The following is a 15,619-nucleotide window of genomic DNA, read 5'->3' as shown; positions in this document are numbered from 1 at the left end:
CTCCTTTTTTTCTTATATTCGACAAAAGGAAGGATGTTCCTGCCTTGCATGATCATCCCTTAAGGAACGCCCGGTGCAGAGTTTCCTCTGCTGTCCGGGCTCGTAATCAAAGTAAAAACATAACTCGCTGTACGGGAAACGATGTTTTGTAAGCTTTTTGAGAAAGCTGGAGACAAATACAACAAAATAAATATTGAAAAAATGGATAGGATAAAGGATTTTACAACATATGGTCGAATATTACAAGAATATGAAGTGCATATCATTGTGCATCTTGCGGTGAAAAATGGTTCAAAGGGGATTGGATATGTCAGACTTAGTTATTTTTGACAAATGCATTGCCCGGCCAGATGAACAGGACAGAAAGTATCTGCTGCGGGATCATTTGCTCGGGGTTAAGAAGGCTGTGGAACAACGGCTGGAAAGTGATTACGGCTTCCATTGCCACGATACTATATACATCCGCCTGGCTGGATTGGCCGGAGTTTGCCATGATATGGCCAAGGCTCATAGAAAATGGCAAAGATACATTCGAGGAAAGAGCAAGGGGGGACCCAATCATGCCCCAGAGGGGGCCTTCCTTTTTTCTTATTTGGGCTATCATCTGCTGCAGCAGGAAAGGCAGTGGCCCTCATATGCGGTCCACTGGCTGTGGCTGATCCGGGATATTGCCGATCATCACGGGGCACTGAAGCATCTCGACGATAAACATTGGATGGGAGCAGGGGCCTGGGAAGAGATGGATCTGCCGGGTATTGCCGTTTTTATGGAACAAGTCTATCCTGAACTTCGTCATGTTCCCATGACAGTTGAGGCTTTGGATCAATGGATTGACCAGGTTTATGATGTGTTCAAGGAGGCTTACGATCTGTTGGATGTGGGATACTCACCTGATTACGGCAAGGTCATGGATCAATTAAGTCTTTGGCGGGAAATCACCACGGCACTGATTGCCGGCGATCGTTTTCACGTTGCCACCATTGAAAAAACCGGATTTAATCAGGAAGATCATATTCGGCAAGACCGGAAACTGGATGAATATTGCCGAAATAATGGCGATCAGGCTATGGCGGAAATTCGCAACGAGGCTCAAAGTCAGATTCTCAGCCAGTTGGCAAAGGACCCAGGACGCAGAGTCTATACTTTGGAAATGCCTACCGGCTACGGCAAGACCATCACCGCTCTAAAAATCGCCGCCTGGCTGGGACGGGAACAAGGTTATGAAAAAATTATCTACGTGGCGCCTTACCTGTCTATTCTGGAACAGACCAGTGGTGTGATTGAAAAGGCCATGGATACCTCTGTTTTGGAACATCATTCCTTAGCCGTTGTGGCAGAAAAGCAGAAGGATGAAGACTTGGAAGAGGAAGGAAAGCTCCATTCCGGCCAACTGCTAATGGAATCTTGGGCCAACCCCGTGGTTTGCACCAGTTTCCAGCAGTGGTCCAAGGCCATATTTCCTGGAAAGGCTCAGGATACCCTGCGGCGGGCTTATCTTCATAATAGCGTAGTGATTATCGATGAACCACAGATTTTTGCACCGGAAAGCTGGAATGTTTTTTTGTGTGGGTTGGAGTCAGTCACCAAATTATATAATCTGCGCATTTTCTTTTTGTCCGCTACCATGCCTCCCTTTGATTACGGCTTGTCAGAGCAGCCTGGTTGCCTGGCTATAAACCCTGTGAAGGGAATGGAACGTTATCAGGTGGAGCAAAAGGGAGAAATGGATGAACAGGTAGTGGCCGAATATCTATTAAAACGAAGCCGAAATGGGATAGACGATAAAAAAGCTTTATCTCGGGCAGCCATTTTAAATACCATTGCCGATGCTTATCTAGTGTATAAACAATTGAGCGTCAAGATAAAGCCGCCGCACCTAAAGTTGTTGCACGGCATGATGATTCCTCTCCATAAACGGGTGGAAATCAAGAAGATCAAGCACTCTCAGGCGGAGAATAAGCAGGAATGCCAATATGTGATCTCTACTCAGATTATCGAAGCGGGGGTTGATCTCAATTTTGATCATATTATACGTGCTTTGCCCATCCTTCCTTCCATTATCCAGGCTGCGGGGCGTGTCAATCGCAATGGTTCCGGGGATCGGGGAATTCTGACGCTGATAACTTTTTTAAGAGGAGGAGAGAAAGATACCCGCGGCTCCATTTATCCTGCTACCTTGCAAAAGCTCACCGACGAACTTTTGCAGAAGCAGGAAGTATGGCTGGAGTCGGAGCTGTTGGAGTTGATCAAGGAATATTATAGAAAGATGTTTGCTCGCAACTCTTATGAGGCAGGCAAACAGGCGATTATTGATGCCTATGAAGGCAATTGGCCGTTGCTGGGGCAACAGTTTACGCCCTTTAAGGAAGATTATTTTAAATTACCGGTTTTTGTTCCCTGGCAGGTTGAAAAAGAAGATAGAGACTTTTTACCCCGACGGTTTGTGGAGCTGCAAAAGAGGTTGGGACTTTATTCGGCGGAGGATATTTATGCTTGCTATGAGGACAGGGATTATTATTCCCACATGTCCTTTGAAACCAGGAAACAATTTATGATCTTAATGAATCATTATGTGGTCAATGTTCCGGCTAAACTGGCTTTTTCCTTGGTAGGAAAAGATCTTTATCTAATAAATAGGATACCCTGCCTGTGGAGCGGAAGTGATTATGATTCAGTGGCAGGGTTGGCCAAGCGTGCCGTGGAAGGGTTTGATACCATAATTTAAGTCGGGTGGGGAGGAGGGAAGGCTTATGGAACATCCGGAGTTTAATATTACCGGGACACACATCTGGTATTATTATTGCTGCCCCAGGGAGGTCTGGCTCATGCTGCACCAGGTCAATCCCGATCAGGACGACGCCAATCTGGATTTGGGAAGGTTCATTCATGAAATGAGTTATGCTAGGGACAGAAACAAGGAGATCTCCCTGGGCAATATCCGTTTGGATATTGTGCGTCAGGATAAGGAAGGATTAGTTATTGGGGAAGTCAAAAAAAGTTCCAAGTACGCTAAAAGTGCCCGGATGCAATTGGGATTTTATCTCATGGAACTGAAAGAGCGGGGGATTGAAGCCAAAGGGGAATTGTTATTCCCCAAAGAGCGAAAAAAAGAAGAGGTGGTTCTTACGGAAGAAATGGAGAAAGAACTGCTGCAAACCATGGAAAAGATTGGGGAATTTGCCGCTATGGACAGACCTCCCCAACCCCAAAAGATTCATTTCTGCAAGAATTGCGCGTATAAGGAGTTTTGCTGGGCGTAATCCCTATTCAGGCTTGAATTAGCTGTGCCAGGTTTTGCTTAAATGGGCATCGGCGTACAACAGGTTGGAAAGGATGGAGGTGGAATAGTGAAAAAACCCTTATATATCTTCTCTAACGGTCAGCTTCGTCGTAAGGATAATACAATTTTCTTTGTCAATGAAGAGGGAGATCAGAAATACATCCCTGTGGAAGATACATCAGAATTGATGATCTTTGGAGAGGTGGATCTTAATAAGCGATTCCTGGAATTCTGTACACAGAAGGAGATTATGATTCATTATTTTAATAATTACGGCTATTATAGCGGAACCTTTTATCCCCGGGAGCACTATAATTCAGGGTATATGATCCTGCGGCAGGCGGAAGCTTATTTGGATGATGAAAGAAGGCTGGTGCTGGCACGGCAATTTGTAAACGGTGCCTATTTAAATATCAGACAGGTACTGAAATATTACGTCAATCGGGGCAAGGATGTAGAGTCTAAGTTAACAGAGATTGAAAGACTGAGTGAAGGAATAAAGGATGCCGACAATATTCCCCAATTAATGGCCTTTGAAGGGAATATCCGGGAACAATATTATAAAGCCTTTGATGCGATTCACGGTCAGCCGGAATTTATCTTTGAGGGGAGATCAAAGCGGCCTCCAAAAAATGAAATGAATACCTTGATCAGTTTTGGCAATTCCATTGTCTACTCCACAGTTTTAAGTGAAATCTACAAGACTCATTTGGATCCGCGTATAGGGTATCTTCATACCACTAATTTTCGTCGCTTCAGTTTGAATTTAGATGTGGCAGAAATTTTTAAACCTATTTTGGTGGATCGGGTGATCTTTACTCTGATCAGTAAAAAGATGCTCAAGAAAAGTGATTTCAAAAAAGAGTCCGGCGGCTTGATGCTGAAAGAGAGTGGGCGCAGGGTTTTTGTCGAAGAACTGGAAAACCGTTTAAAAACCACCATTAACCACCGTGATATCGGAACCCCTGTGTCTTATCGTCGTTTGATTCGTCTCGAACTTTACAAGCTGGAAAAACACCTCATGGGGGAGAAAGATTATGAGACTTTTGTCAGTCAGTGGTGAAGAACTGAGAGCATAATAATATGGACAGACAGAATATACCCATTTAGGAAAGTGATAGATAATGGATTTTGGGGAGCGAAAAACCGGAGGATGAGGTAAAATTATGTTTGTGGTCTTAGTCTATGATATGGGGGAAAAGAGGGTAACCAAGGCATTGAAGCGATGCAGAAAATATTTGAACTGGGTGCAGAATTCAGTCTTCGAGGGAGAGATTTCGGAAAGCAATCTGGCGAAATTGAAAATGGAATTGGACAAGATTATTGTGACTGAAGAAGACTCAGTGATTATTTATACATTAAGGACGACTCGTTATTCAGAGCGGGAAATCATGGGCTTGCGCAAAGGAGGACAGGATTTAATCATATAAAAGTTTCATAATTGTGCAGTAAGTTTCGACAATAACACTCAGTAACAGCAGGAAATCTTTCAGCAATTAAGCAATAAATTTACCTATATGTATGTTTAAAAAACCGGGATTAAATTACCGGTTTTTTTCATAGTTGCAAAAGAATAGCTAGATATGAATATTGGTAAAATTTGCAGGAAAATCAACTTATTTAATGAATAAATACATATATTGGTCTTTGTGACGGAATTTGTTCAATAAATAAAACATGAGGTGAGAGAATGTTTGAAGAAAAGTTTTCTGATTTAGTGTTATTGGTGGGAACAAACCCATTGCCTAACTATGTTGTAAGTAAGTACTTTCAAAATCAGAATAAAAAGCTGCGGCGAATTTGGTTGGTACATTCTGAAGAGGAAAGAAATATTAACCAAAGAGGGACAAAACATTTGGCGGAAAATATCAGACAGGCGATTCTAGGTGAATGGGACGAGGCAATTTCCATTAATTATGTTTCCCTTTCCAACATTGCCTCTGCGGAAAGAATTGAAAGGGATATAAAGGAATACCTTTCCCCGGCAGTTTTAACAAGCACAACAGGATTACATCTCAACTATACAGGGGGAACCAAAGCAATGGCAGTACACGTCTACCGCTCTTTGGAAGAATTATGGGATAGAAAGTGTTCTTTTTCCTATTTAAATGCACGGAATTTTTGCATTCATGTAGACCAGGAAGGGGTAATAACAGAGGATCTGAGAGATGAAGTGAAACTATCTTTGGAAGGATTGACCAAGCTTCATGGCTGTGAAAAGTCTAAGGAAGATAAGAATAAGCGGGAATGGCCGGAAGCAGATGCCGCTTTAGAAGATATGGTAAACAAGGGGGAAATTTCTAATTATTTAGACTGGGTGGAAAACACCCTAAAATATATTTATTTTGATACCGGGAAAAAACCAAATAATCTCAGGGAACATATGATTAATTTCCAAAAACTGGAGCGTTGGGAAGAGGTTAATAACGATGTCGTTAATGCTCCTGAATATATAAAGAATATCCTTAGGGGGATCCCCAGGGAGTATTCTCCCATTAATGATGATGGAAGTGTTTGGATTCCATCAGCTGATGTAACTAAGATAGAGGTTAAAAGAAGAGCTGATGATCCAATTGATGGTTATCTAGCCGGGAAATGGTTAGAGAAATATGTGGCAAATGTAATTAAGAGAAATATTGAGCAAGAAGATTTGAATTGGCCGACGGAGATGAATTGGTATATTAAAAATCATGAAAGCCATGATAAGAAATTTGAACTGGATGTTATCTTTATGAATGGTTATCAGGTTTGCTGTATTTCCTGTACCACAGCAAGAGCGGAAGGTATATGCAAGGGTAAAGGTTTTGAAGTCCTGCTGCGTGTGGAACAGATTGGCGGAGAGGAAGGAAAGCCGGTATTAGTGACCTGCCTGGAACAATCTAAAGTGCAAAAGGTTGAAAGTGATTTGGAAAAAATACGTGGGTCCGGGGACAGAAAACTTTTAGTACTTGGTAGGGAAGATCTTCAGGAAGATGTATTGTGGAGCAAAATCATAGAACACGTAAAGGGAGGGGATTGATTATGGGTAAAGTAACGGCAGTATTTTTGGATACGGTATCGATTCAGAAATATATCTTTACTAGTAACAGTCTCAAGGAAAACTTGGGAGCATCTTCTTTAGTGGAGAGAATTTTTCAGGAGTATCTCCATGAAACCATAGAAGAAATATGCGGGACAGAAATCGATATGGAGGCTTGGTTTAAGACGCCTGAAACCATCCAATTGAAAACAGATCAAACAAAGCTTGTTGAAATCGGCTATATCGGAGGGGGAAATGCTCTCCTTCTCTTCAGATCGGAGGACATGGCCAGATTATTTGTCAGGAAGTGGTCATTGAAGCTGTTGATAGAAACACCTGGTTTACAAACCGCGGCTGCCATTGATGATTATTTTAGCTTGAATCCCGAAGAATATCAGAAGAACATGGAACGTTTGACAAAAAGTCTGGATCAAGGTAAAAACACCTTATTTCCTAATAGTGTTTTGACCAAACATGGTATTACTGCAGACTGCATTTATTCCGGTAACTCGGCCGAGGTACCCTATATTGATGCGGAAGGAAGAGAAATTTATATTTCTGCAGTTTCCAAGGCGAAACGATTGCCTGCGGAAAACAACGAACATCATATGGATAAAGTTAAAGAGAAGTTCTTACCTAAAGGGTTTGCTTTTCCCCTGGAACATGAGCAATTGGGACAAAAAGAAGGTAAAAGCTATTTGGCAATTGTGCATATCGATGGTAACGGCATGGGTAAACGATTTATGGAGTGTAAAAGCCTGGTAGAAACCAGAAAACTATCTTGGGCTGTGAGAGCGGCAAGTGAAAATGCCTATAAAAAGCTTATCAGAAAATTGGCTAATTCCATGGAGTATTTTAAGAACCACCAGGAGGAATTTGAGATCTGGCAGGATAAAAATAATAGAACGATACTTCCTTTAAGACCCATTGTTTTTGGGGGAGACGATATTACCTTTGTTACTGATGGCCGGCTTGGGGTTTATTTGGCGGAGAAATTTATGGGGATATTAGCCCAGGAACCATTAGAGAAAGTAAAAAATCAAAATCCTATTTATACATCTGCGGGAGTAGCAGTAATTAAATCTCGATATCCTTTTTATCGAGGATATCAAATGGCGGAAGAGCTGTGCCAATCCGCTAAAAAAGCGGCAGCTAAGAACCCGGACAGTAACTGGTTGGATTTCTATATTTCCCAAGGAGGTTATTCCCAGGCTCTGGATGGCATTAGGCAAAAGCATTATCGAGTTAAAGAGGGGAGCTTGAATTTTGGCCCCTATCTAGTCGGTGAGAATAGTAAAGGAAAAGAAAATACTATGATCAACTTAAAAAATGGGATGAATGAACTTCGTAAATGGCCTCGTGCCAAAGTGAAGGAGTTAAGAAATATTCTCCCCATGGGTAAGGAAACGACCAAAAGATATCTGGAAAATTTAAAGGCTAGAGAACTTATATTACCAAAAATTGAAGGCCCTAGTGACTATTATAAAGATGGATGGAATAATGCAGTTACACCATATTTTGAGATGTTGGAACTAATGGAATTTTATCCGGAAATTGACTTTTTAAGCGAGGGAGAATTGGTATGGATTTAAAACTTACTATTAAAATAACTAATTTATCGTTTCTCCTTTTAGGTTCCGGGGAAGGATGGAGTGCGGCTATTGATAATGATCTGGCATATGACCAATATGGCTTTCCATATTTTCCTGCCAGACGATTGAAGGGTTTGCTGCGGGAAAGTGCCCAAGAAGTTGTGGAAATGTTTCATTGTTCCAATAACCGTTATTTCAAGCCGGAAGATGTAGATGAGTGTTTTGGACAATCAGGCAGTTTTCAACCATCTCCTTTGTCATATACTAATTTGTTTTTTGAAAACTTTCAATCTGCCATTCCTTGGCTGGAATGGTCTTTTGAAGAATTCGCCGGTGTTTTGTCACAACAAGAAGTATTAAATACCATGACGCAAGTTCTGATGCAAACCGCAATAGACGATAATGGACTTGCCCGGGAGGGAAGCCTGCGTACCTGTCGGGTACTTAAACCAGGCTGTACCTTCCAGGGAGAAATAATTTTGCAGGAAGAAAAACCGAAACTTATCCAGCTGATAACTTTGGCTTGCATAAATCTACGTCGGGTAGGTAGTGGCCGCAACAGAGGGCTGGGTGAAGTTGCATGTTCTCTTTATCAAGACGGACAGGAACTTAGTTCGGAGATCATAAAACAATTGAAAGGAGCATGATTTATGTACTCCATGGAATACCATCTAAAAACAAACGCCCCGGTTTTGATCAGCTCCGGCTCCGATGATTTGAATATGACCGGTACACTGGATTATATTCCCGGGAAAACCTTACTGGGGGCTCTGACTGCCCAATATATAAAAAGAAAAAAACTGGAAAATGCTCATGAAGATAAAGAATTTGCCCGCTGGTTTCTATATGGCAAGTTGATTTTTTCTAATGCTTATCCCCGGTGGGAAGGTGAACAATATTTTCCTGCACCTATCTCCTTACATGTAGGAAAGGAAACCGGGAAAATCTATAATCTTTTTGAAGATATTCTTGAGGAAACACCTAAAGGGATCAATGGATTCATTTATATAAACGGAGATGAACTAAAGAAAAAAACTCCGGAAAAATCCTTCTCTTTTCATAGTGCACGAAAAGATAGGATTAAAGGGAAAAGTACTGACGGAACGATTTTTAATTATGAGTCTCTCCAGGCTGGTCAAGATTTTTGCGGGTTCATTCGGGGAGAAAAAAAAGATCTAATGGCTGTAAAAAAAATGTTTGGAGACAGGCTGGAGTTGCAGATTGGCCGTTCCCGCAGCGTACAGTACGGAGCAGTTTCATTGGAATTCAAGGAGATTATTCCTTATAGCCAATTAAACAAAAGCATAGGCAAAAGGATTACAGTTACTTTATTATCTCCTGCTATCTTATGGAATGAATATGGTTATCCTGAGGTTTCAGAAGAAATTCTGAAACAATATTTAGAAGATGCCTTGGAAACAAAAGATTTCAAAATTAGCAGTTTTTATGCCCGTTCTGATGAAACAGAAAGCTATGTAGGCGTTTGGAAGTTAAAAAGCCCCAGTGCAAAGGCATTAGCGGCAGGGACAAGCTTTATGATGGAATTCCCGGAACTGAAAAATAAGACCAAAGAAAAGCTTCATGAATTAGCTTTTGAAGGAATTGGGGAAAGAACATGGGAAGGATTTGGCAGGGTGGAATTCAATATCTTGCCGGATGAGCAGATAAGGTTGGAAGAGCCCGGGAATAGAAAAGTACATAAACAAAAAAGGCCTATGGGTACCATGCCGGTTGAGCTGAATCAATGTTTCTCTCAGGTGGTGGAAGCTGTTTTGGAAAGACAGGTAAATGATCAGGGATTAAGGGATGCAGCTGATTGCTCTGATAATACTGCCGGAAAATCTCTGAACAGCAGCATGGTAGGGAAACTGGAGTTAATGTTGAAGAACGCCGACAGTCCTGAAGAATTTCGGGAAATGATTAAGAACATTAAAAAAATCGGTAAAGATAAGTTGAAGGCTTGTCGTAATAAAAAGAAAAGGATTACTTTACTGGACGCATTGGAAAGCGGGGGAATGCCATTTCGCCTGTCTATCGAAGGTGATTTGGGAAAGTTAACTAAAGAGCTTAGTTTTAGGCCGGAGAATCCAGATTTACAAAAACGTTTATACCGTGTATATTGGTTATCATTCTTTAATACCATGCGAAAATTGAATAAGAGGAGGGAGAGTAAATGAAGAATGCGGCAATAATCGGGAAAATTCTCCTTCAAGGAAAACTTATTTTGGACAGCCCACTTATTATTGGATCAGAAGAAACAGGCAATTCGGTGGATATTACTGTTTTAAAAGATCATCAGGGAAGACCATATATTCCAGCTACTTCTCTCACAGGAGTTATGCGGCACTTCTTTTTCGAAAGTTTTGTGCCCAATATGCAAGATAAGGAAAAGCAAGAGCAAATAAATATGTTCTGGGGATATGAGAATCGGCAAAATAAGGATAATTGCTTTCAAAGTGCACTTGCTATCTCAGACTCGTTCTTGTCTCCTCAAGAAAATCCTATCATTCGGGTACGGGATGGAGTAAAACTGGATAGCTATCTGGGGATTGCAGAGGATAAATGCAAATTTGACTATGAGGTTGTCGAACCGGGAATTACCTTTGATCTAAAGATGGAGATAACTTTGCGCGAGGCCAATCGGGAACATAAAGAAGTATATTTGGAAATCTTAGCTCTGTTGGCAGAGGCTATGGAACAAGGGGAAATCACTTTAGGTAGAATGACAACGAAAGGCTTTGGCCGGTTTCGGCTGGTGGATACCTCTTGGTACCAATATGATTTTACACAGGTTGCAAATGTCTTTGCTTGGCTAAACAGAGATTTAGAGCAGGTGAAAAAAACTTCCATCAAACCCAGCGATATGTTTACTAAAAAGGGTCGATCATTGGAAATTAAAGCTCACTTCTCGATAAAGAATTCCTTAATTATAAGATCTTATTCAGGAACTCCGGAAGAACCTGATGCTGTTCATATTACATCAGCAGGTAAGACTATATTACCTGGCACCTCAGTAAAAGGGGCAGTAAGAAATCGAGCTCTGGAAATTATAAATGTTTTAGGGGGAAATGGGGAGAAAATGACCAAATCTCTCTTTGGTTGGGCCGATACTGAATGTTCTGAAAATAAAGGTAAAACAAAGCAGAAAAGCCGATTGATAGTACGGGAAACGGAGATTAATAATACAATTTCCATGGTGCAAAATCGGATTAAGATAGACCGTTTTACAGGGGGAACTATAACCGGAGCTTTGTTTAACACCATGCCCCTTTGGCCGGGGGACGACAAGAAAGCGATGGTAACGATTGAAATGCTTGTGCCGGATTTTGAGGAATGGGAAGCGGGACTTCTTCTTTTGATTGTGAAAGACCTTTGGACAGGGGATCTTCCCCTGGGGGGAGAAAAGAATGTGGGTCGTGGGGTGCTTCAAGGTATTAGTGTGGAGATTAGGGTGGATAAAAATATTATTGCGATTTCAGAAACGCCTAATGGAAATTTATCAGTTGGGGGTGCTGCAGATATGCTGGAAGGACTTGTCACCTCCTTGGCAGCAAAGTGCCAGGCAGAAGGAGGGTGCTCATGAATAGTAAAGAATTGGGTTTGAATTTTAAAGAGATAAAAACTAAATCAGTACTCAGTGAATTGGTGTTGGACGATTATCAGGCTGTTGAGGCTGAGGCCTTAAATATGCCGGAAGGGTCTTTAGTAGTCACTTATTTACACTATAAGGTTTTAATTGGCATGATTACTGATGGAAAAATAAAGTTCCCCCAAGAAAAGACCTTTCTGCCGAAACATTTATTAAAAATGCGTATTTTTAATCAAGAACAGGAACTCCATTTATGGAAGAGTAAAGGAAATATATTTAAAAAGCGATTAAGGATAGATAATATTTCTGACGGAGAAGAACAGGAAGTTGTCGATGCACAGCAGATACTATGGGGAACTAAGGCAAACGCTGTTGGTTACTGGACGGAACTAAAGGAAGACAGAGGTACGGAATTAATCATACCTCTCCCAATTTCCGCATGTTCGGTTAATACCGGAAAAAAACGCATTGCATTAACCACAAGAAATTATATTTCTTATAATAACAGATGCCAGGCAGGGTATGTAGACTGCCGTTTTGTAAAGATAGCCAATTATGAGAGGGGGGAATAGGTATGGAAAAGGGAGTAATTATTGTTTTAAAAAGTAAAAAAGGTATATGTATCGGAAATATTAAAATGCAAAATGGGAAAACCATCGGTATAAAACCCTGGTTTACTGTTACTATGGATATGAATAATCAAGAAATTCAGTATACTCTTGAAAAAGGTCAGCTTACTGAAATCGAATATAACGGTAAAAAATATAATAGTTCAATCTCAACAAAAAAATTATCTCCAAATACTATCGTAAAAAATCAAGATAATACTCAAAAAATTTTTAAATCTAATAATAAAAGTTCCACATTTAATAAAATGCAGAATAATTATTCGGAAGAGTACAAATACACGGAGAAGAGAGAAGCCAAAGCCCCATACAATTTTGTTGACCTAAATGAAAAGGTGGTAACAGCTGAATTTCCCTCTCCTGGCGAACTTAAGGAGTGCATTCGAAAAGGTAAGGATAGGTTATCGGGACATATTAATTTAGAAGTTGAAACCATCACTCCTTTGTATATCAGAGGCGGATTGGCAAGGGATGAATTTATTGAATCCAAGGATGAAACAAAATGCGATAAGCCTGATTTTTTTGCTCCGAGTGGAAATATTAGAATTCCTGGAAGCAGTCTGCGGGGCATGATTCGGAGTCTTGTGGAAATTATTAGTTATAGTAAAATAGGACCAGTGGATAGGAGAAAACGTTTCTTTTTCCGGGCTGTCGCAGATACCTCAAAGCTTGGGCTTGATTACCGTACTTCAATGGTGGATGAGAATGATTCTTTCTATCCAAAAATTAAAGCTGGTTTTCTTGAAAAAAGCGAGAGTAGCTATTTCATTAAACCATCAAAGGTTATTCATAATACTCAAATCTATCGTGTTAATTTTAATACCAGAAATAGAATGCTTGAAAATTCACAGATTACATGTGACCCGTTTAGTTTAAAAGAAATATTTTTTGAGGCTGTTTCCCCAACTTTACACCGACATTTTAGAGGCCGTAACAAAGAAATTCCATATAATTTGAAGTATGCAAAGGTAACCAGAGTAAGTCTTAATGCTGAACAAGGATTAAAAAAAGGTTGCTTGGTATCTTCTGGTAATCTTGGAGACAAAAAGCATATGCATTGGATCATAAATTTAGCCGATGAAAATGTTGAACCCACTCAAATCCCTGAGGAACTGATATATAATTATACGGAAGATGCTAATCGTGACCCACGGGCAGATTTGCTTAATCAACTTAAAAAACATGGTGGTAGTGTTCCTTGCTTTTATCTCACTGATGAACAGGGAGAAATAACAGCTTTTGGTCATACTGGCATGTTCCGCTTACCTTATAAAAGAACAATTGGCGAAATAATACCCTCCTCTCATAATAATGAAGATGTATTTGATATTGCAGAAGCTATTTTTGGCAAGGAATCTCAATTTTCTTCACGAGTATTCTTTGAAGATGCTATTTTAAATCCAGGTCAGAGAAATGTGTTGATGGGGACATTATCGCCAAAAATCTTAGGATCACCTAAACCGACTACCTTTCAACATTATCTGAAACAGCCTCAAGGTGTTAATACCCCACTGAAATCTTTAGTACATTGGAACAGCAAAGAAGCACAGATAAGGGGCTTAAAAATGTATTGGCACCGGAATATAAATGGGAGCAATGATAACTGGGTTGAGAAAAAAGACCAAATCAAGGAATCTGATACCCAACATACCCAGATAAAACCGGTAAAAGAAGGTACCTGCTTTACTGGAAAAATTCGGTTTGAGAATTTGTCACGAGTGGAGTTAGGAGCACTGTTATTTGCCTTGAATTTTCCGGAAAAGCACTATCATAAGATTGGTATGGGAAAACCATTAGGCATGGGAACTATCAAAATTACACCTACATTAGTTATCAAAGATAAAAAAACGAGATATGCAAGTTTGTTTAAGGACGAAGATTGGGTGCGTGGAGAAGAAAAAGACGATATAGTTAAATACACAAAGAGCTTTGAGGAGTACATATTGAAAAACATAGATGGAACATCCTCTAAGTCTTTATGGGATATACCACGGATGAGGCAATTAAGTCATCTAACAGATTGGAATAAAACCACTTTAACTAATTGGTTGCAAAAAACAGATTATATGAAATTAGAGCAATTTAAGAATGTACTTCCTTCACCAGAAGAATATTAGTGCCAAAGGAGTTAATAGTTACCATAAGAATATGAGAGACACATATCTTTTTGTATCTTGCGGCTAGAACTTCTTCAGCACCTTGATTTTTTAGAAATCCAGGAGACGCTAAAACGTTGATTATTAAAATGATTGATGATAAAATTTGCGTAAAACTCATAAAAAAGATTGACGTATCAGCAGACGGATGTTAGAATTACTTTAATGCTTTAGCACGTTAAAGTAATAAAGGAGAGATTGGTTTGAAGGAGAAAAATAGCTTTCAATTGCCGAAAGGGATGAGAGATCTCCTCCCTGCAGAAGCCAGAGCCAAAAGGAAACTGGAGAACTGTTTAATTAATAAATTTTTAAGCTGGGGCTATGAAGAAGTGGCGACTCCTGCTTTAGAGTACTATGAAAATTTACGTCCTGCGGAAACCCCGGAAGATCAGTTTTTCAAATTGGTTGACCGGGAAGGACAAATTTTGGCCCTGCGTACGGATATGACAACACCCATTGCCCGGATGACGGCCAATCATTTTTCCCCGGCCGATTATCCCTTGAAGTTTTTCTATCTCACCCGGGTTTTTCGCTATGAAAATATTCAAATGGGCCGGCAACGGGAATTTTATCAAGGAGGCGTGGAATTTATCGGCTCCAAGGGAGCAGCTGCGGACGGCGAAGTCATCGCCTTGGCGGTGGAGACCTTAAAGGAATCAGGCTTAGCTGATTTTCAAATCAGTTTAGGTCACCGGGATTTTCTTCGAGGGATCATCGATCAGTTAAAACTGGATGAAGAGGATGAGCTGGAGGTTCTCAAAGCAGTATGGAAAAAAGATTACGTAAAATTAGAAACTATCTTAAACCGCGTTCAGGCAGCATCGGACATTAAAGAAGTAATTTTACTTTTACCTACTTTGAGAGGGGATATCAGCGTCATTCATCAGGCCTCAAAGGTCACCAATAACCCCACATCTCAAGCTGCTTTGGAGAATCTGGCAGAAATTTATCGTCTGCTCCAGGTTTTCGGCGTGGAGCAGCATGTTTTTATTGACTTTGGCATTGTACGGGATTTTGATTACTATAGTGGTATTATTTTTGAAGGTTATAGTCCTAAAGTGGGAGCACCCATTTTAGGAGGGGGCAGGTATGATGATCTTTTAAGCCATTATGGTGCTCCGGCACCGGCGACAGGCTTTGCCATCGGCTTGGAACGCTTGATGCTGGCCTTGGGGGAAACGGAGCATGATTCCGATGTCCTGGACTATCTGGTGATCTGTCAAGATTGGGCAGCGGGTATTAAAAAAGCTCAGGAATTGCGCCGGAGTGGTTTTAGGGTGCGGACGGCATTCAGCAAGAAGGAAACTTTGCCCCAAGCCAAAGAAGTGATTGAGTTATAAAGGCGGTGGAATTAAAA

At 40.6% G+C, this 15,619-nt stretch carries 12 protein-coding genes; all 12 read left to right on the top strand.

Going from position 1 to position 15,619, the window contains the following annotated elements:
• The first annotated feature begins 307 nt into the window (after positions 1–307).
• The 12 genes from CEQ75_RS17305 (at position 308) to hisZ (ending at position 15,602) form a co-directional block, all read left to right on the top strand.
• Complete coding sequence (locus CEQ75_RS17305; protein ID WP_089612276.1) at positions 308–2,725, top strand: CRISPR-associated helicase/endonuclease Cas3; 2,418 nt, start codon at positions 308–310, stop codon at positions 2,723–2,725.
• Positions 2,726–2,750: 25 nt separating this feature from the next.
• Positions 2,751–3,260 carry a CRISPR-associated protein Cas4 gene (gene cas4 / locus CEQ75_RS17300; protein WP_089612275.1) on the top strand — a complete coding sequence of 170 codons (510 nt, stop codon included), beginning with the start codon at positions 2,751–2,753 and terminating at the stop codon, positions 3,258–3,260.
• Between the two features lie 87 nt (positions 3,261–3,347).
• Positions 3,348–4,343 carry a type I-B CRISPR-associated endonuclease Cas1b gene (gene cas1b / locus CEQ75_RS17295; protein ID WP_089612274.1) on the top strand — a complete coding sequence of 332 codons (996 nt, stop codon included), beginning with the start codon at positions 3,348–3,350 and terminating at the stop codon, positions 4,341–4,343.
• A gap of 103 nt (positions 4,344–4,446) precedes the next feature.
• Positions 4,447–4,710 carry a CRISPR-associated endonuclease Cas2 gene (gene cas2, locus CEQ75_RS17290; protein WP_089612273.1) on the top strand — a complete coding sequence of 88 codons (264 nt, stop codon included), beginning with the start codon at positions 4,447–4,449 and terminating at the stop codon, positions 4,708–4,710.
• Positions 4,711–4,970: 260 nt separating this feature from the next.
• On the top strand, positions 4,971–6,299 hold the full coding sequence (locus CEQ75_RS17285) for a hypothetical protein (RefSeq protein ID WP_089612272.1): 1,329 nt from the start codon (positions 4,971–4,973) through the stop codon (positions 6,297–6,299).
• A gap of 2 nt (positions 6,300–6,301) precedes the next feature.
• Positions 6,302–7,891: a Cas10/Cmr2 second palm domain-containing protein gene (locus CEQ75_RS17280; RefSeq protein ID WP_089612271.1), complete on the top strand. Its 1,590-nt coding sequence runs from the start codon at positions 6,302–6,304 to the stop codon at positions 7,889–7,891.
• Positions 7,882–8,538 carry an RAMP superfamily CRISPR-associated protein gene (locus tag CEQ75_RS17275; RefSeq protein ID WP_089612270.1) on the top strand — a complete coding sequence of 219 codons (657 nt, stop codon included), beginning with the start codon at positions 7,882–7,884 and terminating at the stop codon, positions 8,536–8,538. The genes CEQ75_RS17280 and CEQ75_RS17275 overlap by 10 nt, the downstream gene beginning before the upstream one ends.
• Positions 8,539–8,541: 3 nt before the next feature.
• Complete coding sequence (locus CEQ75_RS17270) at positions 8,542–10,068, top strand: RAMP superfamily CRISPR-associated protein (protein WP_089612269.1); 1,527 nt, start codon at positions 8,542–8,544, stop codon at positions 10,066–10,068.
• A complete protein-coding gene (locus CEQ75_RS17265; RefSeq protein ID WP_089612268.1) occupies positions 10,065–11,474 on the top strand; it encodes an RAMP superfamily CRISPR-associated protein in 1,410 nt (469 codons plus the stop codon). Before CEQ75_RS17270 ends, CEQ75_RS17265 begins: the two co-directional genes overlap by 4 nt.
• Positions 11,471–12,052 carry a type III-D CRISPR-associated protein Csx19 gene (csx19, locus tag CEQ75_RS17260; protein WP_089612267.1) on the top strand — a complete coding sequence of 194 codons (582 nt, stop codon included), beginning with the start codon at positions 11,471–11,473 and terminating at the stop codon, positions 12,050–12,052. Before CEQ75_RS17265 ends, csx19 begins: the two co-directional genes overlap by 4 nt.
• 2 nt (positions 12,053–12,054) lie before the next feature.
• The gene (locus tag CEQ75_RS17255) at positions 12,055–14,223 is read left to right on the top strand and encodes a TIGR03986 family type III CRISPR-associated RAMP protein (RefSeq protein ID WP_089612266.1); all 2,169 of its coding nucleotides are present in this window, start codon (positions 12,055–12,057) and stop codon (positions 14,221–14,223) included.
• 242 nt (positions 14,224–14,465) lie between these two features.
• A complete protein-coding gene (gene hisZ, locus CEQ75_RS17250) occupies positions 14,466–15,602 on the top strand; it encodes an ATP phosphoribosyltransferase regulatory subunit (protein ID WP_089612265.1) in 1,137 nt (378 codons plus the stop codon).
• The last annotated feature ends 17 nt before the right edge of the window (positions 15,603–15,619 follow it).

The organism is Dehalobacterium formicoaceticum (assembly GCF_002224645.1).
Taxonomy (GTDB): domain Bacteria; phylum Bacillota; class Dehalobacteriia; order Dehalobacteriales; family Dehalobacteriaceae; genus Dehalobacterium; species Dehalobacterium formicoaceticum.
This window is presented reverse-complemented; position numbering and strand designations above follow the sequence as displayed.